Consider the following 23,414-nt stretch of genomic DNA (forward strand, 5'->3'; position numbering starts at 1 on the left):
CTCTGGCTCTGGCTCTGCAATAGTATCTTGCTGTGCTAATAACTGATCAATATCATCGTTGTCGATTTCAGTAGCTGAAGCAGTCTCAACTGACGGTTGCAGGTTCTCTTCGGTGTCTTGCAGTGACGCCAAAATATCATCCACAGCACCCGGAATTTCAATATCGTCACTAATTTCAGTAAAACGCTTAAGTTCTTCCTCAGTCAGATCTTGTTGTTGAACCGAGCTAGGTTCGTCACCATCACCATTGATTTCAACCACATAAGCAGGTTCAGCCACTGTTTCAGCATCAGAGAGCTCATTTGTCTCACCTGGCTCAGCAGTATCGCTGTTTTCATCTTCGAGTGAGAAATCTTCGCCGTCGAGTAAAGCATCAAGCTCATCATTACTTAACAATGGCTCTTCAGCTGATGACTCAGAGACCACCTGTGTTTCAGTATCGGTAATTTCATCAGAAACAGGAATGAAAGCTGGCTCTTCCTCAATGGCAGCAGCGGTCTCATCAGCCTGTTCATTAAAGGCAACGTCTTCAACATGTTCATCACCAAAGGCTTGCTCTTCAACGGGTTCTGAAGATTGATCAACTTCTGCTGTAACGTTTGATTCGCTGCTGTCCTCATCAATGACAGCATCATTTTCCTCTGTTTGAGGTAAGGCTGCCGCACCAGCAATAGCCGCAGCGCCCGTCAATTGTTGATACTGGCTGAGTAAACGCTCCATTGTTTGCGCAGCATGATCGATTTGTTGTTGTAGATCAGCTTCCGTTGACGCTTGTTTTTCTGCTTGATGCGGTGCTGAATGAGAACCGACAGGTTCAATATTCAAGGCGGCGTCAACGGCTTGTTCTATCAGGTCCGGGATATTCAGGAAAGCATTGGAATCCTGTTCGATATAGGTTTTTACAAGACTTTTTTGAATACGGCGTTCACGTTCCAGAAAGTCATTAACTTCTACCTTTAGCGCTTCGTCACTCAGGCCATATTTTTCTTGTAGAACCTGGCTCAGGTTCTGTTCTCTGACTTCCCTGTTGCGTTTAATCTTTTTTACAGCATTACTACTGGCGTTGTGGACTTTACGTTGTTTTCTTCGGTTACTGACCAGCAGAATGCCCGCGATAATGGCAAAAACAAGTGCCAGTTCGTAAGCCAAAAACTCCAGCATTGGATCGGTTAGATTTATCAAAGCATATCTCCTACCGCCATGGTGGCTGCATTCTGTCTGCGCCACCAAATCACACCAGCAATCAATAAACACACGATAATGGCATTACCGATCAAGAGTTTGGTGTTATCTGACATTGAGGTATCTGAACTATTGTCACTGTCGTCTAACAGCAAGTCATCATCCAATGGCATGATATCGACATTCGCCTCATCTTCCCCGGTAATCGGATCCAATATTGGAGTCAGTTCTTCATCAAATAACTCAGCGGGTTTTTCTGCAGTTAATTCATCTTTTAATTTAATGGGTTCTGCCTGTAAAAACACAGGTCGCCCTTCAGGCGTTTCACCACGTAACTGAAGCGATAACTCATAGTTTGCCTCGTTGGTCAGCTCAGTTAATGTCAGTTGCCAATTATTGGTATCGGTTTTCTGCATGTCGTAAGGCCACTCGCTACCATTTTCTTCCCTTAATAAGGCTTTTATCGACAGGGAATCCGGTTTAATGAGTGTGGGTTCAACCTGAACTTGAATACGATGGCTTCGATTATCTCCAGGCAAACGTTCAGTCTCAACATAATAAGGTGCTGCAATCACATTGATACTTTGACGTCTCTGACGTTCAAATGTGGCACTTTTCAGTGTCACAATGACATCTTGTCTTCCAGCAGTAAACTCCTCACCCAAAGTCGCATTAAACTGACTTTTTTGTGGATCCAGCGTCATCGATAGTTGCTTCTCTCCCTGCTCTGAATTTTGCTTGAGTGAGCCATCGACTAATTCAAGAAAGTCTTTTCGGGTAATCGCTTTACCGTGGTCAGTCAGGGTGGCATGAAAGTCGAATTTTTCGCCCTTAAGCACATTATTGGGTAAATCACTGGTTTGCAGTTTCATATCTGTTACTACCATCACCCGATTATCAGGATCGAGTTGGGCATCAATGCGCCACTCTCCCGTAACAGGATTTTCGATGGTAATCAAATCAAAGCTATCTTCGTGTAACCAACGTATTTTCTCTGATTGGTCCAGTTCGGTGAGCGTTTTACCGTCGGGTGATTTCAGTTGCGTCTCCGCGGAGCCTGGTTTACGAAACGCTAGCACTGTCATTTCATTGACACTACTATCAATTTTGAATTGATTATCCGCGAGTGGAACGGTATCAGGCTGTGTGGCTTTCTCAAACATATGTAAGAAAATACGTTGTAAATCATCTGCCGTATTAGCTTGTTGGTACCAACCATCGGTTTCCATCGAGATAGCTTTTAATAATTCATGATCGGCATTATCTGACAAGGCAATAGTATGAACGGCCAGATTCGCCGCTTTTAACTTCGGCACAATATCATTCAGAATCCGTTGGCGGGATGCTTCACTGGCTTTTTGGCCGGGTTGTAAGTCTACAAAACCATCCGATAATAAAATTAAGCTTTGACGTTGTTTGGGATTATTTTGTATTCCGGTTTTGGTAGCTTTCTGTAGTGCTAATTCAATATTGGTGTACAAGCCAAGAGAATGTATTTTGGATGATTTCTCTATGGCTTTCTGCCGCCAGTCATCATCTACTTTTTGCCAGGGCACCAGCATGTTGACCATTTTGGCAAACGTCCAAACCCCTGCATTAGCATCGTCTGGCATTAATCCCACCAGCATTCTCAGCGCGGGCGCACGGAGGTTTTTAGGATCATTCTTTTTCATGCTGCCTGAAACGTCTATCACAACACGAACATCACTACTGGGGGTTTCAGCCGCTTGTGATTGACGTGCTGGCATGGTTGCCAGCAACACTAATGGCAATGCGATCTTTAATAAATCTAACATAGCAATCTACCTTGTTCATTATGCTGTCAGGCCTCTGTCTTTAGGCTTTTTAAAGACATTTTTTTGACAGCCACACCAATGTAGGCAGGGCTATGCAGGTTTTGTGCCGTTATTTAATCCCGGCAAATCCGCGGGCTAAATCCGCTTTAATATCATCCACACTTTCGAGGCCGACAGAGATGCGTAACATACCATCGGTAATACCGGCCGCAGCACGGGCTTCTTCAGACAAGCGCCCGTGCGTTGTGGTTGCAGGATGAGTGATGGTGGTTTTGCTATCACCTAAATTCGCTGTGATGGAAAGCCATTCCAGTGAATTGATTAATGTCCACGCATCCTTCTTACCACCTTTGATTTCAAAGGCAATAATGCCACCAAATGCTGACTGTTGTTTCTTAGCCAGCGTATGCTGTGGATGTGAGGGCAAACCTGAATAAAACACATGGCTCACTAAAGGTTGCGACTCCAGCCAGCTTGCCACCTCAAGTGCTGATGCAGAATGCGCTTTCATTCTCAAATCCAGCGTTTCCAGACCTTTCAGGAATGTCCACGCATTAAATGGACTCATCGTCGGCCCTGCTGTACGCAAGAAACCATATACCTCTTCACCAACACGTTTAGCATCGCCAACCACCGCACCACCAATACAACGGCCCTGGCCATCAATGTATTTAGTGGCTGAATGCACCACGATATCAGCGCCAAACTCCAACGGTCGTTGTAATGCCGGTGTGCAGAAACAGTTATCGACAATCAATAAACAGTCATTGGCTTTAGCCAGCTCAGAGAGTGCTTCTAAGTCTGCAATTTCATTCATGGGGTTGGAAGGCGTTTCCAAAAACAGCATTTTTGTTTCTGGCGTAATGGCGGCTTTCCAGTCATCCAAATCAATCAATTTCACGTAGCTGGTGCTGACACCAAACTTGGATAAATATTTATCAAACAAAACACGTGTAGTGCCAAAAATACTCATCGACGACACGATATGGTCACCGGCTGATAATAAGGCCATCATCGTCGACAGAATAGCTGACATGCCAGATGATGTAGCAACACAGGACTCACCACCTTCAAGGGCGGCTAGACGCTGTTCAAATGTCCGAACGGTGGGATTAGTAAAACGAGAATAGATATTACCCGGCTCATCACCACCAAATCGTGCTGCAGCTTGCTCTGCACTTTCGAAGACAAAGCTGGACGTTGGGAATATAGGTTCAGATTGTTCAGATTCGGCCGTTCTTTTGTGGCCAACGCGGACGGCTTTTGTCGCAAAGCCTTTATTGTCATATTTATCTGTCATGGGAGTTCAACATAAAAAAGATGTGACAATTCTATATTTTTAGCGGGCTACTGACCAGATGAATCCTGATGTTTCAGGCAAAAAAATACCCGAAACATGTTCGGGTATTTTTATTCAACCTATAGACTTTTAAGGTTGGTAACTCAGTGACAACATTACAGTACGACCCAAGCTGTAATATTCATCAACGGTTCGATAGTCTTTATTTAACATATTTTGGCCTGTTAACCTGACTGTCCAGTCTGGATCCACTTTATAGGCAACACGTAAATCCAGGAGCCCATAACCGCCAAGACGCTTTTTATTATCCGCTTTATCATAGCTATGCCCTCTCAACTTCCAGCTCGCGCCGGTGGACCAGTCCCCCCAATTACGATCCAGATGCATATTGGCTAAACGTTTTGCTCTTCTGGGCAAAACATTCCCTGTTTTGTCATCCTCTGGTTGCAAAAATGAAGCATCCGCTGACACTTGCCAATCTGCAAGGCTTGTTGTGACTTCAAACTCAACACCTTTGATCTTAGCCACGTCGACATTAGATGGCGATGTATCCCAAACTATCAGGTTTCTGATCTTGTTTTTGTAGGTATTGATGGCCCATCTTCCCCAGCTTGGTGTGCCTTCCAACCCAATACCATACGAGGTCGATTTTTCTGGTTTCAGATCAGGATTGCCTTGAAACCCAAAACTATCTAATGGATAGTAGAGATCGTTAAATGTCGGGGTCTTGAAGCCAGTTCCGGCATTAGCGGTCAACTTTAACTCATCACTCAACTGGTAACCATAATCAGCTGTTCCTGTTGTTTCATGGCCGAATGATTCATTATCGTCATGACGAGCACTCAGAAGCCAGCTGTTTTTATCAAGCTCAGCATCCCAGCTAGCAAAAACAGCTTTATTGTCACGAGAATCAGAGACATAAGTATCAGAACTATCAATCTTGTCATTCTCATACTCGAAGCCAATATTGACTCGATGCTGAGCATTTAATCTAAGATGATTTATCCAGCCGGCATAACGATGACGTGTATTGTAATTTGTGGTTATCTCATCATCGACATAATTTTGAGAACGATCACGCGACTCAGAAAGGCCAAAACTCATAGACCATGTATCGTTTACTGAGATATTGTTATTAAGCCCAAGAATTTGTTGAACGGTATCGGTGACGTAATTTTTATTTACACTAGATCCATCATAGTGATTACGTGCATTTGAACGAAGCAGATTAACATCCGTTGACCAGTTTTCTATCCACTGTTGATTGACTTTTAACGATACACTTTGATTACGGTAACCGTCATGATCAGGGTTACGATCTTCTCTAGCGTTGATGCCATTGGTTGTATCGTAGCTATAGCTAAGATTATATTTGGTCGTTTCGTTTCCACCACTTACGCCAGCTTGGCTTCTGAGAGTGTTTTTGGTACCAGCAGACACCGTAAAATTTGGCGTAGGTTTACTAATTGAACCGCTTTTAGTGAAGATTTGGATCACACCACCTATGGCTTCAGAGCCATAAAGCCCAGCTCGAGGCCCGCGGACAATTTCAATACGTTCAATTTGGCTAACAGGGAAATCTTGTAATGCTGACGAACCAGATGTGGCTGAATACCATTTAACGCCATCAACTAAAACAAGCACGTGATCAGAGTTTGTTCCGCGGATTGAAATACCACTTGTCTTACCCAAACCACCATTCTGAGTCATGTCAATACCCGGAAAACGTGACAGAAGTGTAGCCAAATCTTGAATCTGAAGTTTTTCAATATCAGCTTCTGTGATCACCGTAGTCGGCGCCAACGCATTTTCCGTAGGCATACGGTTTGCAGTAACGGTGATGGAATCTAGTTCATCACTGGCTATAACAGGTAAAGAAAGTAAAGAAGAAATCAGCGTAAATGCTGAAAGACGCGTGCACGCACGCAAAGGCAACGCCTTTGAAAACAAGGTCATAATTGTCTCCTGAGGATACGCTCACCCGCGATCCAGGGTTAATAGGGTCACAACACATTGTGTTGTTACGAAACCTCAGGCCGGTCTCCGGACTTACGTTGTGGCTATCGCCTGACACATCGCCTTCCCACGACATTCGCAGTGGCTTAATGATGTGCTTTTCAACGTTTACCGTTGCGGGGGCAGTGTTGGATTTGTCACCAACTTCCCGTTTAACTCTGCATAAACAGAGCACCTGAAGAGCCGCGCATAGTAATGGCTGCGCATCCATCCGTCAAACTGACTATGTCAACTATAGCGACAATGACGCCTCATTCCTATACGGCAAATTGACAATATGTGGCATTAATCCTTATTCTATCGCGTGTTTTAGGTGTTGCTAACGCAAGTAAACGGGAAGTCGGTGCATCACTAGATAATGCCGACACTGCCCCCGCAACGGTAAGTGAGATGAGATAAACGTTATGCCACTGTACAGCGCTGTATGGGAAGGTGTTTATCAGGCAAAACTCACAAGTCCGGAGACCGGCCTGAAAATAAAACGTGCCAACTGGCAAATTCAAAACCTATTGTGTGCGGGTGGGCACACTGGAGAATCACATCATGACCTTATCTCGTTCTCAGCAACTCATTATTGCTGGTCTTTTAGCACTTTTAATGTTCATGACCCGAGGTCATCATTTTGCTTCTGTCGACGCGTTACCGAGTGCATCATGGGCTATCTTTTTCCTAGCCGGTCTTTACCTGAGTTCAGCTGCCTGGTTTCCTGTATTTCTAGTAATGGCTGCTGGTCTCGATATCGCCAGTGTGTTGTTGGGCGGTGGTCAATTAAGCACTAGTTTCTGCATGTCTCCTGCTTACGGTTTTCTGATTCCTGCTTATGGCAGCTTATGGATGGCTGGACGCTGGTATGCATCAAAATATCAATTTAATGCAGCCACCTTATTGCCGCTTGTTGGAAGTATATTGGTAGCAGCCACTGCAGCCACATTATTTAGTGGTGGCGGGTTCTACTTCTTCTCTGGCCGTTATCCTGATCCAACATTCACTGAATACACACAGCGTTTTATTCAGTACTTCCCAAAAAATCTGGCTGTAATGAGTTTCTATCTGGTAGTTGCAATGATTTGCCATGTGTCTCTGCATTTCACAGCAACGACACAACGAGCAGATCAACAGCATTAATAGAGATGCAGTCGCAGTCATGCGCTGCTGTTGTCATTGCTGCACCGGCATCTGGCCAAGGTAAAACCACGGTCACCGCTGTATTAGCAAGACATTACCGGCAGCAAAACAAAAAGGTGCGCGTATTCAAAGTGGGTCCAGATTTTCTGGACCCTATGGTTTTAGAATACGCATCAGGTCACCCTGTTTATCAGCTTGACCTGTGGATGGTCGGCAAACAACACAGTCAGCAACTTTTAGCAGAAGCGGCGCAACAAGCCGATATTATTTTGATTGAAGGTGTGATGGGCTTGTTTGATGGTGAACCTTCCACAGCTGATCTGGCTGCTGCTTTTGGTATCCCTATCCTTGCCGTGATCGATGCCAGTGCCATGGCACAAACCTTTGCAGCCATCGCTGTCGGTTTGGATCAATATCGAAAAGATACGCGTGTCGCTGCCGTTATTGCTAATAAAGTCGGCAGTGAACGTCATGCCGATATGCTCAAAAAAGCCTTACCTAACACTCTTCCTTGTCTCGCTACTTTGTTCAGACAAACTGAACATGCCCTGCCCAGTCGTTATTTGGGTTTACAGCAAGCCAATGAAGTCACTGATTTAGAGCAACGCCTGAGCCATACTCTGGACGCTTTTGACTTTGATAATACGGTTTCATTACCTGATATTGATTTTCCGTTTATTGATGTTGAGCCACTGCCTCTCTTACTCGAAGGTGTAAAGATTGGGGTTGCCAGGGATGCCGCTTTCTCTTTTCTTTATCAAGCGAATCTGGATTGTCTTTCTGCATTAGGTGCTGAGCTTATATTTTTCTCGCCACTAACAGACAAACAATTACCAGACATCGATAGCCTGTATCTGCCTGGTGGATATCCCGAGTTACATCTGGAGACATTGAGTCAAAACACCAATATGATTCAAGCTATTCACCAGCATTACCATGCCAATAAACCGATCATCGCTGAGTGTGGCGGCATGTTATACCTATGTGAATCCCTGACGGATAAAGCGGATAACACTGCTAGTCTATGTGGCATTTTGCCTGTCAAAGCCACACTTCAGGCGAGACTGACGGCTCTCGGATTACAGGAAGTCACTATCAATGGTGCAGCCATCAGAGGCCACACCTATCATCATTCTTTACTCAGTACAGAACTGGTTTCGGAGATAAGCGGACAGTGTCCTAATGGTAAATCGGTCAGTGAAGTGGTCTATCAACAACAGCGTTTAACCGCCAGCTATATTCACTTTTATTTTTACTCAAACCCTCACCTTATTGCAGCGTGGTTGATGCCATGAGTGATTCACCTCATCAGTTTTCACAAGCAGAACGAGAAGCCGTTTATCGCGCCATAGCAGAACGTCGGGATATGCGTCACTTTCGACCAGCTCCTGTTGATCCAGAACAATTAAAACGTTTACTGATCGCGGCTCATCAAGCCCCCAGTGTCGGCCTGATGCAACCCTGGCGAATAATTCGAATTACTGATTCCATTATTCGCGAAAAAATAAAAGCACTGGTGGAAAAGGAACGTATTGAAACAGCCAAAGCCATGAATGAACGCGAAGATGAGTTTATGCGTTTAAAAGTCGAGGGTATGGATAATTGTGCTGAAATCCTGGTTGTCGCTTTATGTGATAAACGTGAACAACATATTTTTGGCAGACGAACCATGCCGAATATGGATTTGGCCTCGGTATCTTGTGCCATCCAAAATATGTGGCTCGCAGCGAGAGTGGAAGGTTTGGGCATGGGCTGGGTTTCTATTTTTGAACCTGAGGCACTGGCACAATTACTGAAACTCCCCTCGGGTGCCTCACCCGTCGCTATTCTCTGCCTGGGTCATGTTAATGAGTTTTATCCAGAGCCGATGTTACAAATGGAAAACTGGCGACAAGGTATTGAGCTGGAGGCGGTTTTATATGAAAACCAATGGGATGAACCTGCCAAGCTATGACCTTACTGTTTATCGTGCTTGCCGTATTGCTTGACTGGTTGCTTGGCGAACCAACACGTCGCCATCCGCTGGTTGGTTTTGGGCGACTGACCAAGCTCGTTGAAACCAGATTATATTCATCAGAACACAATCAAAAAAAACAGTTTATCAATGGCTTAGTCGGTTGGATGATACTCGTCTTACCTTTTGCCTTGATTGCCTATTTTATTAGTCAAATTACCGTGCTCAATGCCCTATTTAGTGTGCTGGTACTTTACCTTTGTATTGGCCATCGGAGTTTGTATGACCATGTCACCCCGATCATCGAAGCATTGAAACAAGGTGATATTGAACGGGCAAAAACTTATACCAGCTATATTGTCAGCCGTGACAGGGAAACTCTGCATATTCCTAAAGCCAGTATCGAATCTGTATTAGAAAATGGCGCCGATGCCATTTTTTCAGCCATCTTTTGGTTTATCGTGGCAGGATTACCTGGCGTCGTTATCTATCGTCTCAGTAATACTCTGGATGCCATGTGGGGCTATAAAACAGAGCGCTATTTATTGTTTGGCCGTTTTGCTGCGCGTATTGATGATGTGCTGAACTTTATTCCAGCCCGCTTAACAGCACTCAGCTATTCTCTGGTGGGTAATGTCCGGTCAGGTTTACAGTGCTGGAAACAACAGGCTAAACAATGGGACAGCCCTAATGCCGGTCCAGTTATGGCGGCTGGTGCAGGCGCATTAAATATTGAGCTGGGCGGTTTAGCTCGCTATCACGGCGTCTGGCATGATCGTCCTAAGCTTGGCCTCAACCATGAAGCGAGCGAGAGTGATATTCCCCGCGCCTTACATCTGGTGACAGATAGTCTTTTGCTTTGGCTGACCGTCATTACTGTGATCACAGGGATTTCCTATGCTTGAGCATGGTGGCAAACTCAACCATTACATCAAAAAGTACGGCATAGCCAGCGAGTATTGGTTGGATTTATCTACCGGTATCAATCCCAATGGCTGGCCTGTTCCCCCCCTGCCAGAATATGTTTGGGAACGCTTACCGGAACAGGATGATGATTTACTCACTGCAGCAGCAAACTATTATGGCAATGAAAGTTTAATTGCCCTGCCCGGAAGCCAGGCTGCCATTCAGTTTTTACCGCAATTACGCGAGCCTTGCAGAGTGAAGGTCATACACCCCTGCTATGCCGAACATGCTTATAGTTGGCAAAAAGCAGGTCATGATGTTGAGGCCATCCATCACGACGAGATTGATTCATTGCTTGCCGAAACGGATGTGCTAATCATCATCAACCCGACTAACCCAAGTGGCAGGCAATACAAAAAACAACAACTTTTAAGCTGGCATCAACAATTACAACAACATAATGGCTGGCTAGTGGTAGATGAAGCCTTTATCGATACATCACCTGACAAGAGTCTTTGTCGTCTGCCTGCCATGCCTGGACTCCTTATCCTGAGATCGGTAGGTAAATTCTTTGGTTTGGCAGGTTGTCGTGTTGGTTTTTTAATCGCCGAACAATCCGTTCTCGATCAGATGAAAGAACACCTGGGCCCGTGGCCCATTGCAACAGCCTCGCGCTATATCACCATACAGGCTTTTAAAGATACCGACTGGCAACAACACTGCCGCCAGCAACTTCAGTTTCAATCAGCACGTCTGGCGGAATTACTGACTCGTTATGGTCTCAGTCCTACCGCTGGCACAGACTTATTTCAGTGGGTCAAACTTTCAGCCGCCAAAGACATACATAAGAAACTGGCAAAAAATGCCATTCTGACCCGCTTATTTGAATCCCCTGCCAGTTTGCGTTTTGGTTTACCCGCCAATGAACAGCAATGGCAGCAGTTAGAAAAAGCCCTGCAATCGCTACGAGTTGATCATGAAACATAAAACATTAATGGTTCAGGGCACCACATCTGATGCGGGAAAAAGTACCGTTGTCACCGCCTTATGTCGTTGGTTTAAACAACAAGGTTATCAAGTTGCGCCGTTCAAACCACAAAATATGGCACTCAATAGTGCAGTGACCGCAGAAGGTGGTGAAATCGGTCGCGCTCAGGCGGTACAAGCACAAGCCTGTCATCTGGCACCTCATATTGATATGAACCCTGTGCTACTCAAGCCTAATAGTGACTCTGGTGCTCAGGTCATTATTCATGGCAAAGCGGTTGCCAATATGGAAGCGCGCTTTTACCACGACTATAAACCTACGGCGATGCAGGCGGTTCTGGAATCCCACCACCGGCTGGAATCGAATTATGACCTTGTTGTCGTAGAAGGTGCGGGCTCACCAGCAGAAATCAATTTACGCGATCGTGACATCGCCAATATGGGCTTTGCAGAAGCTGTAGATTGTCCGGTTATTTTGATTGCTGATATTGATCGCGGTGGAGTGTTTGCTCATCTGGTCGGCACGCTGTCGTGTTTATCTGAGTCAGAACAAGCGCGGATTAAAGGCTTTATTATTAATCGCTTTCGCGGAGATATGAGTTTATTGCAAGCAGGTCTGGACTGGCTGGAACAAAAAACCGGTAAACCGGTGTTAGGTGTTTTGCCCTATCTGCATGGTTTGCATTTAGAAGCTGAAGATGCGGTGAATACCCAACAAATAACGGGATCGGATAAACAACTCAATATTATCGTGCCGGTATTACCCCGCATCAGTAACCATACTGATTTCGACCCATTAAGATTGCATCCTCAAGTCAATTTACAGTTTATCGGCCCTGATGACACCATCCCGGCGGCAGATCTAATTATTTTGCCTGGCAGTAAACACGTTAGGGCTGATTTAGAGTGGCTGATTAAACAAGGCTGGCCTGAAGCCATAGCTAAACACTGTCGTTATGGTGGCAAAGTGTTGGGTATCTGTGGTGGTTTTCAAATGCTTGGCAGACTGATTCATGATCCTGATGGCATTGAAAGTCAGCCTGGTAGCAGTGATGGTCTCGGCTTGCTGGATATGGAAACAACGCTAGCCGGCGATAAAACATTACGACAAAATCAAGGACAATTACTTATCAATAGTTCAGCCGTCACTATATCCGGTTATGAAATACATGCAGGTATCAGCACAGGAAAAGCGCTGGCATCGCCCCTGATGACACTATCACATGGTCCGGATGGTGCTATCAGTGATGACCGACAGATTATCGGTACGTATCTACATGGTTTATTTGAACATGACGAAGCTGCTCAAGCCATACTGACTTGGGCAGGTCTTGATGATGTTCAATCTGTCGATTACTGGCAGCTTCGTGAAAATGACATCAATAAACTGGCAGAGATGATTGCAACACATGTGAACACAGAAAAGTTGATGCAGATTCTTGAGGACCGACGATGACCAAGACATTAATTCTGGGTGGCACAAAATCAGGTAAAAGTCACTTAGCTGAGCAGTGGGCAAACGCCACCAGCCAATCCGTCAGTTATATCGCCACGGCACAAGCGCATGATGATGAAATGGCACAACGGATTAAACAGCATCAGCAACAACGACCAGACAACTGGCCAACCATTGAACAGCCGCTTTATCTAGGGGATGCAATAAACCAAGCAACAACGGATGTTGTACTGGTAGATTGTTTAACCCTGTGGCTGACCAATCTCTTATTAGCTGAAGGCGATCTGCTGACAGAACAGATATCAACGTTGTTAGATACGCTGCAAACCACTGATAAACACATCATTATGGTCAGTAATGAAACCAATATGGGCGTGATGCCTTTGGGAGACTTAACGCGTCGTTATTGCGATGAGGCTGGTGTCTTACATCAGCGTATCGCCAAAATGAGCGATAACGTCATCTTAACCGTGGCAGGTTTACCTCATATATTAAAAGGACAACTGCATGAACAGCTTCGCTGAATGGCTCAAACAACCAGTTAAAGCGGTAGATAAGACGCATGAACAAAAAGCGCTGGCGCGTCAGCAGCAGTTGACTAAACCACCCGGCTCTCTCGGACAGATGGAAAACTTAGCAGTCAAAATGGCTAGTTTACAAGCCAGTGAAATTCCGGACCTGACGCATGTTCATATCACTGTTTATGCCGCAGACCATGGCATCATGGCTGAAGGTGTTTCAGCCTTCCCTCAATCCGTTACTGCAGCCATGATCAGAAACTTTGCCAATGGCGGTGCTGCTATCAGTGTTTTAGCACAGGAGTTAACGGCAAAACTCGATGTAATCAACGTTGGTACAGTAGACAGATTGGAAGACATTCCAGGCGTATTCGATAAACGTATCGACGCTGGCACGGCGAATTTCTGTCAGGGTCCAGCGATGACAGAGCAACAATGCCAACAGGCGATATTAGTTGGTCGTGATAATGTCTTAAGTGATATTGACAACACCCAACTCTATATTGCTGGTGAAATGGGGATTGGTAATACCTCTACCGCCAGTGCTTTAGCCTCAGCTCTGCTGAAATGCGACCCTATCGATGTGGTAGGTCCTGGCACAGGACTGGATCAACAAGGTATTCAACATAAAGTCACGGTTATTCAACGTGCACTTGAATTACACCAATCAGAACTGAATGATGATCCGCTGTCGACACTTACGCTATTGGGTGGCTTTGAAATCGCTGCCATGGTAGGTGCTTATCTGACCTGTGCCAAACAAGGTATTCCAGTGCTGATAGATGGCTTTATCAGTACGGTGGCGGCATTAACGGCTGAGAGAATGCAGCCAGGATGCAAAGACTGGTTTATTTATAGCCATCAAAGTGCTGAGCCCGGTCATAAAGTGGTTTTAAACGCTTTAGACGCGAAACCATTACTTCAGCTGGATATGCGTCTGGGAGAAGGCAGTGGTGCAGCGGTGGCTGTTCCCATTCTTCGCCAAGCCTGTCTGTTACACAATGGTATGGCCACATTCGAACAAGCCAATATCAGTAAAGGAGACACGTAATGTGGTTATCGTTCCAAATAGCCCTTCAATTTCTCACCATTATTCCGGTCAGCTATGCCAGTGCAAGTGATCAACAGCTTGGACGTTCCTTAGTTTTTTATCCTGTTATTGGCTTGATTATCGGCTTAATTTTATCAGGACTCGTATCCGTCCTCCCTGTTTCCTATAGTTTGCTCAGTGCTGCTTTATTACTGACAGCCTGGGTATTATTAACGGGTGGCTTACATATTGATGGTCTTGCTGATTCGGCTGATGCCTGGCTAGGCGGTATCGGCAATAAACAACGTACGCTGGAGATTATGAAAGACCCGGCAGCGGGCCCCATTGCGGTCGTTGTATTAGCGTTAAGCTTATTAATCAAACTGGCCTTACTAGAAATCGTTATCTCATCTGGCGAAACCTCCGCCTTAATCTGGAGCATCATCCTGGCCAGAACGGCGATGCCATTATTATTTCTGACGACTAACTATGTCAGACCCAACGGCATTGGTGCTGTATTAAAACAGTACCTACCAGTCAAGCAAGTGAAATGGATGCTGCTTATCACCATCGTCATCGCATTATTCTGCCTGGGTTTCACACCGCTGTTACTTGGGTTGATCGTATTCTTATTACTTCGCTACACGATGGAGCATCGGCTTGATGGCTTTACCGGTGATACAGCCGGGGCGATGGTCGAATTGCTGGAAATCAGCTTTTTATTGTTTTTAATTTTGTTTTAGGAAAATCCAATGTCTGATACTGAAAAAAGTGAACGTCATAAAAAACGTATGCAACGCCATAAAAGCGTGGTCGATGAGAAAATTCAAAAAGCAGAAAAAGACAAAGGTTTATTATTAGTCATTACGGGTAATGGCAAAGGCAAGAGTTCTTCTGGATTTGGGATGGTGGCCAGAGCCTTGGGGCATGACATGAAAGTCGGTGTGGTTCAGTTTATTAAAGGCGCTTTTAGTACAGGCGAAGAATCATTTTTCCGTCGCTTTCCCGAAGAAGTTTCTTATCATGTGGTTGGTGATGGTTTTACCTGGGAAACACAAAACCTTGAACAAGATATTGCTTCCGCAGAAAAAGGCTGGGAAATCTGCAAAGCCATGCTTAACGATCCAGAAATTGATGTCGTTTTATTAGATGAGTTGAATATCGTATTGAAAATGAAATATCTCAATGCCGAAACAGTATTAAATGACATCGCACAAAGACCAGAGATGCAACATGTCATTATCACCGGTCGAGGAGCCCCTGACAGCGTGATAGAGGCAGCAGATACCGTTAGCCGTATTGAGGATGTTAAACATGCATTTCGTGCCGGTATAAAAGCACAGAAAGGCATCGAATTATAGGCGCATTTTTACCCTGTCATAAAACTGTAAAGTTACTCACATTTTCTGTGGATAACTCTGTGATTAAGTTTGGAGTTAGTCGCTAAGTGCCTCTCATACAAAGGCTCTTCTCAAAATGGTTAAAAAATAACCATATAATTTTATTATTAAAAATCAATAAGTTATAATGCTGTCATTAAAAATCAGTCGCTTACGGGAACTTTTTAATAAAAGCTTTACAGAAAAAAGACAAGTGTATAACTCTGTAGAAAAGTGTTGACATAGAGTAATGACCAGCACAAAACAAAAAGCCCGGTAGTGTTCACTACCGGGCTTTTTTTATTTCACTTTTTGAAACTGATAAATCAGGATTTAACCGCTTCCGCTGCACTGTCCATTTCCAGATGAATATCCTCATCTTTTAGCGTGACACGAACATGTCCACCACCCTGACTCAATTTACCAAATAACAGCTCATCAGCCAGTGGTCGTTTGATTTTCTCCTGAACCAGTCTCGCCATAGGACGAGCGCCCATTTGCACATCATAACCATGTTCAGCCAGCCATTGGCGAGCCGCATCATTGACTTCGATAGTGACGTTTTTATCTTCAAGTAACATTTCAAGCTCTAATACCGCTTTATCCGCTACCCGAAGGATGGCATCCTTATCCAGAGGTTTAAATTGAATAATGCCATCAAGACGGTTACGGAACTCTGGCGTGAAGGTACGTTTCAGGGCTTCATTACCGTCAGAGGTTAAATTGTCCTGCTTGGTGAAACCAATGGATGGTTTACTCATCTCAGCAGCACCGGCGTTGCTTGTCATCACTAACACGACATGACGGAAGTCCGCTTTACGTCCGTTGTTATCCGTCAATGTGCCATGATCCATCACTTGTAGTAACAGATTAAACACATCAGGATGCGCTTTCTCAATTTCATCTAACAACAGCACTGCGTGAGGTTGTTTGATGATGGCATCCGTTAACAGACCGCCTTGATCAAAACCAACATAACCAGGAGGTGCGCCAATGAGTCTTGATACGGTATGGCTTTCCATATATTCCGACATATCAAAACGAATCAGATCAACACCCAGATTGTGAGCTAACTGACGTGTGACTTCGGTTTTACCTACACCGGTAGGACCTGCAAACAAGAAGGCACCTGTCGGTTTTTCTGGATGGCCCAAGCCTGAACGCGCCATTTTAATCGCAGAACCCAAAGCCGAAATCGCTTCATCCTGTCCGAAGATAACGCGTTTAAGATTATCTTCCAGTTTACGCAGATTATCCTTGTCAGCATTGGACACCGTTTTCGCAGGAATACGTGCAATTTTCGCCACGATAGCCTGCACATCATTCACACCGATCAGTTTTTTACGTTTAGACTTCGGTGCAATACGCTGAGCGGCACCGACTTCGTCTAACACATCAATCGCCTTGTCTGGCAGGAAGCGATCATTAATATGACGATGCGCCAACTCAGCAGCCTGTTCAATCGCCGCATTGGAGTAACGCACATTGTGGTGCTCTTCCAGACCAGGTTTAAGGCCTTTCAAAATTTCAATGGTTTCAGCCACACTAGGTTCTGGCAGATCAATCTTCTGGAACCTACGTGCTAAAGCGCGATCATGCTCAAAAATACCCCGGTATTCCTGATAGGTAGTTGAACCAATACACTTCAGTTCACCACTGGCTAATAACGGTTTTAATAAGTTAGCCGCATCCATCGTGCTATTACCTGCACTACCTGCACCAATCATGGTATGGATTTCATCGATAAACAAAATCGCGTGTGGCTGCTTTTTCAATTCACGTAATAAGGCTTTCAGACGTTTTTCAAAATCACCCCGGTATTTTGTACCGGCAACCAGTGCGCCCATATCTAAAGAATAAATGGTGGTTTCTGCTAACACTTCAGGCACGTCACCATGAACAATGCGTCTTGCCAAACCTTCAGCCAGAGCTGTTTTACCGACCCCTGCTTCACCGACAAATAAAGGATTATTTTTACGACGACGACACAGGATTTGTAGCGTACGTTCTAATTCATGGGCACGACCAACAAGCGGATCGATTTTACCTTTGATGGCGGCTGCATTCAGATTTTCGGCATACAATGTCAGAGGACTTTTATCCTCATCAGAAACATCTTCGCTTTCTACTTTAGCTTCTGATTCTGATGTAGCAGCATTATCCTCAACATCGCCATGACTAATCGCATTGACGACATCCAAACGTGTGACATCCTGCTTTTGCAATAAGTAAACGGCTTGAGATTGTTGTTCAGAAAAGATCGACACCAGAACGTTTGCCCCAGTCACCTCAGAACCACCTGATGACTGAACATGCATCACAGCGCGCTGTAGAATACGTTGGAATGCCAGCGTTGGTTGAGTTTCGCGCTCACTATCCTCAGCGAGTGTCGGTAGATTATCAGCCAGAAAATCGCTTAGTTCCTGTCGTAAAACAGTGATATCTACTTCGCACGCCTTCAATACGGCCAGTGCCTGACCATTTTCCAGCAGCGCTAATAAGAGATGCTCAACGGTAAGAAACTCATGAGCACGTTGGCGAGCATAATTAAATGCTTGGCTGAGGGTTTGTTCGAGCTCTTTACTTAACATGTTACGTTCCACCTTATTGGTTGGATATCGAACTAGGTCATTCCTCTTCCATCGTACACTGCAATGGATGACCGTGGCTTTGAGAATAGCTGTTGACCTGTTCGACTTTCGCTTCAGCTATCTCATAGGTAAAAATACCACACAAGGCACTACCTTCGGTATGCACTTGAAGCATGGTGCGTGTAGCACGCTCACGCCCCATGCCAAAAAGGTTTTCGAGGACTTCAATCACAAAATCCATTGGCGTGTAGTCATCATTTAGCATAATCACCCGGTACTTGGGTGGTTGCTTCAAGTCTGGCTTTGCTGGAGCAACGGCATATTCATTGTCGTTGTTCCATTCGTGATCATTTTCCTGACTCATGCCCTTTTTTAGCTCGCTTCATCAATCATTTTTTGTAATTCGCCGTTTTCATACAGCTCCATAATAATGTCACAACCACCCACTAATTCACCTTTAATATACAGTTGTGGGAAGGTTGGCCAATCTGCATAACGATGCAGATTTTCACGCACATCTGGCTCTGCCAATACATTCACATAAGCAAATTCTGCACCACACGCAGATATGGCTTGAGAAGCCCGGCTTGAAAAACCACATTGTGGAAACTCAGGCGTCCCTTTCATAAACAAAATGACCGGGTTTGATTGAATCGCCTGTGTAATTTTTTCCATTACTTCCATTCTTTAATCCTCGTAGTTTTGAAATTTATTATGTCTGATGAGATGGGGATGCTTTTATAGTTTTCAAGCTTAGGCTAGTTATATTCAAGCTGCAATAAGCCAAGAATCGCATCCAGCCCATTATGATTTATTGCTGTCGCCGCCTGCTGCTGCACTTTCGGTTTAGCATGATAGGCCACACTCAAACCAGCTGGCTCCATCATTAATAAATCATTTGCCCCATCCCCCACCGCTATTGTTTGCTCAGCGACAATGTTCATTTTGTCACAACATGACAACAGAAAATCGGCTTTGGTTTGTGCGCCACAAATATCGCCGTCAACTTCTCCAGTGAGTTTGCCGTCTTTTTCTGCCAGCTTATTGGCCTGAGCAAAATCAAGCCCTAAACGCTGTTTTAATCTATCGGTAAAAAAGGTGAAGCCACCCGATACTAATGCCAGGCTAAAGCCATGTTGTTTAAGTGTCGTCACCATCAACTCTGCCCCTGGACTCAATCGCAAACGTTCATCATAAACTCGTTCAAGAACCTCAACATCCAGACCTTTCAATAAGGACACTCGCTTGCGAAGTGAAGTTTCGAAGTCTATTTCGCCTCGCATCGCTGATTCTGTAATCGCTGCGACTTCGGGTTTTAGGTTCATAAAGTCAGCGATTTCATCAATACACTCGATGGTGATCAAGGTTGAATCCATATCGGTGACAAGAAGTTTAGCGGCACGATGATCAAATTGCTCTGGTATCAGATTAATATCGAAATCATATTGCTGACGAAGCTGATGCATAGCCTCAGCATCAATGCCAGAGACATGAGTCACCGTCACATAGTGTTTATACCAGTTAAACTGACCAGAATATTGATGGGCGATCTGCTCTGCCAGTTCGTGAGTGAGAGTTTTGCCTTGCAGTACCAGTGTTGTCATGATGTTTCCGCACTAGATAAAAAAACGGCGAGCTGAAAACTCAGCTCGCCGAATCATTGTAAATCAGTCAGATTTAAAATTGGGGTTTAACAGGTGCTGATTTAAAACGTTCAACACTGGCCACAATTTCAGTTTCAGCTTCAGCTTTACCCACCCAGCCTTCAACTTTGACCCATTTGTTCTTTTCTAAATCTTTGTAGTGTTCAAAGAAATGTGAAAGTTGATTCAACAGACGTTCTGGTAAGTCATTAATATCTTTCACATCATCGTACATTTTATCGTGTGGCACGGCGATAATTTTGGCATCTTCACCAGACTCATCAGTCATTTTTAACATGCCCACAGGACGGCAACTGACCACTGAACCACTGATTAACGCGTACGGGCTGACAACCAATACATCAACCGGATCACCGTCATCAGACAACGTGTGTGGAACATAACCATAGTTGCATGGATAAAACATCGCAGTATTCATGAAACGGTCAACAAAAAGTGCCCCGGTTTCTTTATCAACTTCGTATTTCACAGGATCAGAATGTGAAGGGATTTCAATAATGACATTGATGTCTGTTGGCAAATTTTTGCCTGAACCAACACGGTCGAGATTCATAGGGTTATGCTCCAGATAGCAAATAAACAAAGTCGCTGATTATAGAAGAAAAGCCCTTCAGGTTAAACTCTCAGCAAGTGAATAAGCATTATTCTTCATAACATCGCCAATCTGACTTTATGTCACGCGCTAAATCCATTAAGCGATAAACCCAGCAAGTCACTCAATTAGCGAACGAGAAAGAACGCAGCTAATGCAAAAAGAAATAGTGAAAATAAACGACTCAGGATATGGCTTGGTAACGTCTTGGCTAATTTTGCGCCAATCGGTGCAACCCAGACACTGGTGGCAATAATCCCTAAAAAGGCTTGCCAGTGAACAAAGCCGCTCTGCCACTGCCCATCAACATGTTCGAGTTGGGAGCCAATCAATATGTAGCCAGCAGCCCCACTTAAGGCAATTGGCAAACCACACGCCGCCGCAGTTCCCACCGCACGTTGCATAGAAAGTCCACTCATCACCATGTATGGCACAACCAGTGAACCACCACCAATTCCAACCATAGCGGAGACAATACCAGTAATTAAACCAGCAGAAAAAATACTCGGGGCTGCTAAAAACTTAGTTGAGACAGATTTAGGTGGCGGCAACCACATTTTTACTGCTACCAACAAAGCAAATACCCCAAACCATATCTTTAAAATATGGCTAGGCATGGAACTGGCAATATAGGCCCCGGCAAAGCTACCTAATACAAGGCTTGGCGCCAGTTTTTTCACCAAGTGCCATTGCGTTGTTTCATATTTGTGGTGAGCTAACATAGAGGAGATTGAGGTAACACTAATCGTCATTAATGAAGTAGCAATAGCCACATGAATCGCAATGTCAGATGACATACCCTGCCAGCCAAAAACCAGCATAAGAATAGGCACAATGATCAGTCCGCCACCGATACCAAACAAACCGGCCAGTAAACCAGACACCAAACCTGCAATTAGATAGCCAATCCATTCTGCCATAAAGGGTACTCTCTATTTCGTTCCAACTGGGCAAATCAATAAGATAAGTCTTTGACTTTACTTGAATATGTCAGGCGCGTATAAAAGGTAGAAAAACCATAATAAACGTGTTTCACGCCCACAGTTTGTAATGAAGAGAGGGAATTCTATGGCATCGCTCAGCTATGTTCCAATCATTCTTGGTATTTTCGGTTTACTTTGTGCTTTATTTCTTTATATCTCGATCCTGAAAAAACCTGCTGGGACAGGTAAAGTCGTCGATATCGGTGATCAGATTCATCTGGGAGCCATGGTCTTTATGAAAGCAGAATATTCGCGGTTAGCGATTTTTTGCTTATTGTGTATCTTAGCGTTGGGGTTCTCTAATTTAGGTTGGCCAAGTGCGTTTGCATTTTTTATTGGATCTATGTGCTCCGCCTGCGCCGGATTCATCGGCATGTATGCCTCCACCAAAGCCAATGTCAGAACAGCGGTTGCCGCACAGAATCAAGGTACCTCAGCCGCTTTATCCGTTGCTTTCTCCGGTGGTTCAATCATGGGACTCACTGTGGCAGCCATGGGCTTACTGGGTTTAGGCTTTCTCTACCTGCTGTATGGTCATGATCCCCAGACCACACACATTATTCATGGCTTTGGCATGGGTGCTTCTTCAGTCGCCTTATTTTCAAGAGTGGGCGGTGGCATCTATACCAAGTCGGCTGATGTCGGTGCTGACTTAGTGGGCAAGGTCGAAGCCGGTATCCCCGAAGATGATCCCCGTAATCCTGGGGTTATTGCTGACAACGTGGGCGACAATGTTGGGGATGTTGCAGGTATGGGCTCCGATATTTTTGAATCCTACTGCGGTGCCATTATTGCCAGTATTACGATTGCCTCCACCATGGGGCTTGTTGCCGTCAATCAACTCGCCAGTGAAAAATCTACACTGATGTTTCTGCCTCTGGCGTTGGCCTCTGCAGGGCTTATTTGCTCGATATTGGGCATTCTCAGTGTAAAGCTATTTTCACAACAAGCCCCGAGTGTTGCATTAAGAATCGGTACCATTGGCGCATCACTTCTTTTTATAGTCACTGCCTGGTGGTTAATTGGACTGATGGGCGGCGCTGGGGAGTTATGGATTGCCGTGTTATCCGGTGCACTGGGTGGCATCATTATTGGTTTGGTGACCGAGTATTACACTGGTGGTGCTCCCATAAAGAAATTGGCAGCAAGTGGTGAAACCGGCCCTGCCACCATTATGATTTCCGGACTCGCCTTAGGCATGCAATCTGTGGCTATCCCTGTTATCACCATTGCCGCGATTATTTTTTCAGCCAGTTATGTCGCCGGACTTTATGGTGTCGCTATTGCTGCGGTTGGTATGCTGGCAACGGTGGGGATTACTATGGCGATTGATGCTTATGGTCCAGTTGCCGACAATGCAGGCGGTATTGCTGAAATGGCGGAAATGGGTAAAAACACCCGGGATATTACTGACTCACTTGATGAGCTGGGTAATACCACAGCCGCCATTGGTAAAGGCTTTGCCATAGGGGCTGCGGCACTGGCTGCATTGGCCATTATCAGTGCTTACATTGAAACGATCAGCCATGGTGACAGCAACTTTGTTTTATTGTTAAACAACCCGCTGGTACTGATGGGCATGTTCCTGGGCGGTATATTCCCATTTTTGGTCAGCGCGCTGACCATGACCGCTGTCGGTGATGCTGCCTTTGACATGATTCGCGAGATTCGTCGTCAGTTTAAAGAGATTCCAGGCTTATTAGAGGGAACGGCTAAGCCCGATACTGCCCGCTGTGTTGATATCGCTACCAAAGCCGCTTTGAATAAGATGATATTACCTGGATTATTAGCCGTATTAGCTCCTGTAGTCGTTGGCTTTGGACTGGGTCCACAAGCTCTGGGTGGCATGTTGGCTGGCGCACTTATCTGCTGTGTCATGATGGCGCTGATGATGGCTAACGCCGGTGGTGCATGGGATAATGCAAAAAAATATAT

The 23,414-nt window shown here is 45.0% G+C and carries 21 protein-coding genes and 2 riboswitches; of the genes, 11 read left to right on the top strand and 10 right to left on the bottom strand.

Translation table 11 applies throughout. The features are described from left to right. The 4 genes from B2248_RS14445 to B2248_RS14460 all read right to left on the bottom strand — a co-directional run. On the bottom strand, nt 1-1,182 hold a 1,182-nt coding region (locus B2248_RS14445), incomplete at its 3' end, for a hypothetical protein (protein WP_286723315.1). Further along, nucleotides 1,179-2,978 carry a vWA domain-containing protein gene (locus B2248_RS14450; RefSeq protein WP_273179481.1) on the bottom strand — a complete coding sequence of 600 codons (1,800 nt, stop codon included), beginning with the start codon at nt 2,976-2,978 and terminating at the stop codon, nt 1,179-1,181. The genes B2248_RS14450 and B2248_RS14445, both read right to left, overlap by 4 nt. A 109-nt stretch (nt 2,979-3,087) precedes the next feature. After that, nucleotides 3,088-4,278, bottom strand: coding sequence for an O-succinylhomoserine sulfhydrylase (locus B2248_RS14455; protein WP_273179483.1), 1,191 nt, complete (start codon nt 4,276-4,278; stop codon nt 3,088-3,090). Between the two features lie 129 nt (nt 4,279-4,407). Beyond that, on the bottom strand, nt 4,408-6,234 hold the full coding sequence (locus tag B2248_RS14460; protein ID WP_273179486.1) for a TonB-dependent receptor domain-containing protein: 1,827 nt from the start codon (nt 6,232-6,234) through the stop codon (nt 4,408-4,410). Nucleotides 6,235-6,295: 61 nt separating this feature from the next. Beyond that, nucleotides 6,296-6,488: riboswitch (cobalamin riboswitch) on the bottom strand. A 100-nt stretch (nt 6,489-6,588) separates the two neighbouring features. Beyond that, nucleotides 6,589-6,782: riboswitch (cobalamin riboswitch) on the top strand. Nucleotides 6,783-6,837: 55 nt separating this feature from the next. Here B2248_RS14460 and B2248_RS14465 point away from each other — a divergent pair. From B2248_RS14465 to cobO, 10 genes are read left to right on the top strand one after another with little or no spacing between them, the layout of a single operon-like run. Then, the gene (locus B2248_RS14465; RefSeq protein ID WP_273179488.1) at nt 6,838-7,419 is read left to right on the top strand and encodes a hypothetical protein; all 582 of its coding nucleotides are present in this window, start codon (nt 6,838-6,840) and stop codon (nt 7,417-7,419) included. A gap of 5 nt (nt 7,420-7,424) precedes the next feature. Continuing rightward, complete coding sequence (locus B2248_RS14470; protein ID WP_273179491.1) at nt 7,425-8,714, top strand: cobyrinate a,c-diamide synthase; 1,290 nt, start codon at nt 7,425-7,427, stop codon at nt 8,712-8,714. Continuing rightward, nucleotides 8,711-9,373 carry a 5,6-dimethylbenzimidazole synthase gene (bluB, locus tag B2248_RS14475; protein ID WP_273179494.1) on the top strand — a complete coding sequence of 221 codons (663 nt, stop codon included), beginning with the start codon at nt 8,711-8,713 and terminating at the stop codon, nt 9,371-9,373. The genes B2248_RS14470 and bluB overlap by 4 nt, the downstream gene beginning before the upstream one ends. Continuing rightward, nucleotides 9,370-10,278 carry an adenosylcobinamide-phosphate synthase CbiB gene (gene cbiB / locus B2248_RS14480; protein ID WP_273179496.1) on the top strand — a complete coding sequence of 303 codons (909 nt, stop codon included), beginning with the start codon at nt 9,370-9,372 and terminating at the stop codon, nt 10,276-10,278. The genes bluB and cbiB overlap by 4 nt, the downstream gene beginning before the upstream one ends. Then, complete coding sequence (gene cobD, locus B2248_RS14485) at nt 10,271-11,266, top strand: threonine-phosphate decarboxylase CobD (RefSeq protein ID WP_273179498.1); 996 nt, start codon at nt 10,271-10,273, stop codon at nt 11,264-11,266. The genes cbiB and cobD overlap by 8 nt, the downstream gene beginning before the upstream one ends. After that, the gene (locus B2248_RS14490; protein ID WP_273179499.1) at nt 11,256-12,722 is read left to right on the top strand and encodes a cobyric acid synthase; all 1,467 of its coding nucleotides are present in this window, start codon (nt 11,256-11,258) and stop codon (nt 12,720-12,722) included. The genes cobD and B2248_RS14490 overlap by 11 nt, the downstream gene beginning before the upstream one ends. Continuing rightward, nucleotides 12,719-13,246, top strand: coding sequence for a bifunctional adenosylcobinamide kinase/adenosylcobinamide-phosphate guanylyltransferase (gene cobU, locus B2248_RS14495; protein WP_273179500.1), 528 nt, complete (start codon nt 12,719-12,721; stop codon nt 13,244-13,246). The genes B2248_RS14490 and cobU overlap by 4 nt, the downstream gene beginning before the upstream one ends. Continuing rightward, the gene (gene cobT, locus B2248_RS14500) at nt 13,230-14,291 is read left to right on the top strand and encodes a nicotinate-nucleotide--dimethylbenzimidazole phosphoribosyltransferase (protein WP_273179501.1); all 1,062 of its coding nucleotides are present in this window, start codon (nt 13,230-13,232) and stop codon (nt 14,289-14,291) included. Before cobU ends, cobT begins: the two co-directional genes overlap by 17 nt. Continuing rightward, nucleotides 14,291-15,013, top strand: a complete 723-nt coding sequence (locus B2248_RS14505; RefSeq protein WP_273179502.1) for an adenosylcobinamide-GDP ribazoletransferase — start codon at nt 14,291-14,293, stop codon at nt 15,011-15,013. Before cobT ends, B2248_RS14505 begins: the two co-directional genes overlap by 1 nt. A gap of 9 nt (nt 15,014-15,022) precedes the next feature. Then, a complete protein-coding gene (gene cobO, locus B2248_RS14510; RefSeq protein WP_273179504.1) occupies nt 15,023-15,631 on the top strand; it encodes a cob(I)yrinic acid a,c-diamide adenosyltransferase in 609 nt (202 codons plus the stop codon). A gap of 344 nt (nt 15,632-15,975) precedes the next feature. Here cobO and clpA read toward each other — a convergent pair whose 3' ends face one another. The 6 genes from clpA to B2248_RS14540 form a co-directional block, all read right to left on the bottom strand. Continuing rightward, a complete protein-coding gene (gene clpA / locus B2248_RS14515; RefSeq protein WP_273179506.1) occupies nt 15,976-18,240 on the bottom strand; it encodes an ATP-dependent Clp protease ATP-binding subunit ClpA in 2,265 nt (754 codons plus the stop codon). Nucleotides 18,241-18,277: 37 nt separating this feature from the next. After that, nucleotides 18,278-18,604, bottom strand: coding sequence for an ATP-dependent Clp protease adapter ClpS (gene clpS, locus B2248_RS14520; RefSeq protein ID WP_007144741.1), 327 nt, complete (start codon nt 18,602-18,604; stop codon nt 18,278-18,280). An 8-nt stretch (nt 18,605-18,612) separates the two neighbouring features. Then, nucleotides 18,613-18,924, bottom strand: a complete 312-nt coding sequence (gene grxD, locus B2248_RS14525) for a Grx4 family monothiol glutaredoxin (protein WP_007144740.1) — start codon at nt 18,922-18,924, stop codon at nt 18,613-18,615. A 74-nt stretch (nt 18,925-18,998) separates the two neighbouring features. Beyond that, the gene (gene serB / locus B2248_RS14530) at nt 18,999-19,844 is read right to left on the bottom strand and encodes a phosphoserine phosphatase SerB (RefSeq protein ID WP_273179508.1); all 846 of its coding nucleotides are present in this window, start codon (nt 19,842-19,844) and stop codon (nt 18,999-19,001) included. A 73-nt stretch (nt 19,845-19,917) separates the two neighbouring features. Further along, nucleotides 19,918-20,457: an inorganic diphosphatase gene (gene ppa / locus B2248_RS14535; protein ID WP_007144738.1), complete on the bottom strand. Its 540-nt coding sequence runs from the start codon at nt 20,455-20,457 to the stop codon at nt 19,918-19,920. Between the two features lie 167 nt (nt 20,458-20,624). Further along, nucleotides 20,625-21,416: a sulfite exporter TauE/SafE family protein gene (locus tag B2248_RS14540; protein ID WP_273179510.1), complete on the bottom strand. Its 792-nt coding sequence runs from the start codon at nt 21,414-21,416 to the stop codon at nt 20,625-20,627. Nucleotides 21,417-21,564: 148 nt separating this feature from the next. On the opposite strand from B2248_RS14540, the gene B2248_RS14545 reads away from it, so the two are divergent. Next, nucleotides 21,565-23,414, top strand: a 1,850-nt coding sequence (locus tag B2248_RS14545) for a sodium-translocating pyrophosphatase (protein ID WP_286723322.1), incomplete at its 3' end; no start/stop codon positions are given.

The sequence above is a fragment of the Methylophaga sp. UBA2012 genome (assembly GCF_002335235.1).
Classification (GTDB): Bacteria; Pseudomonadota; Gammaproteobacteria; order Nitrosococcales; family Methylophagaceae; genus Methylophaga; species Methylophaga thalassica.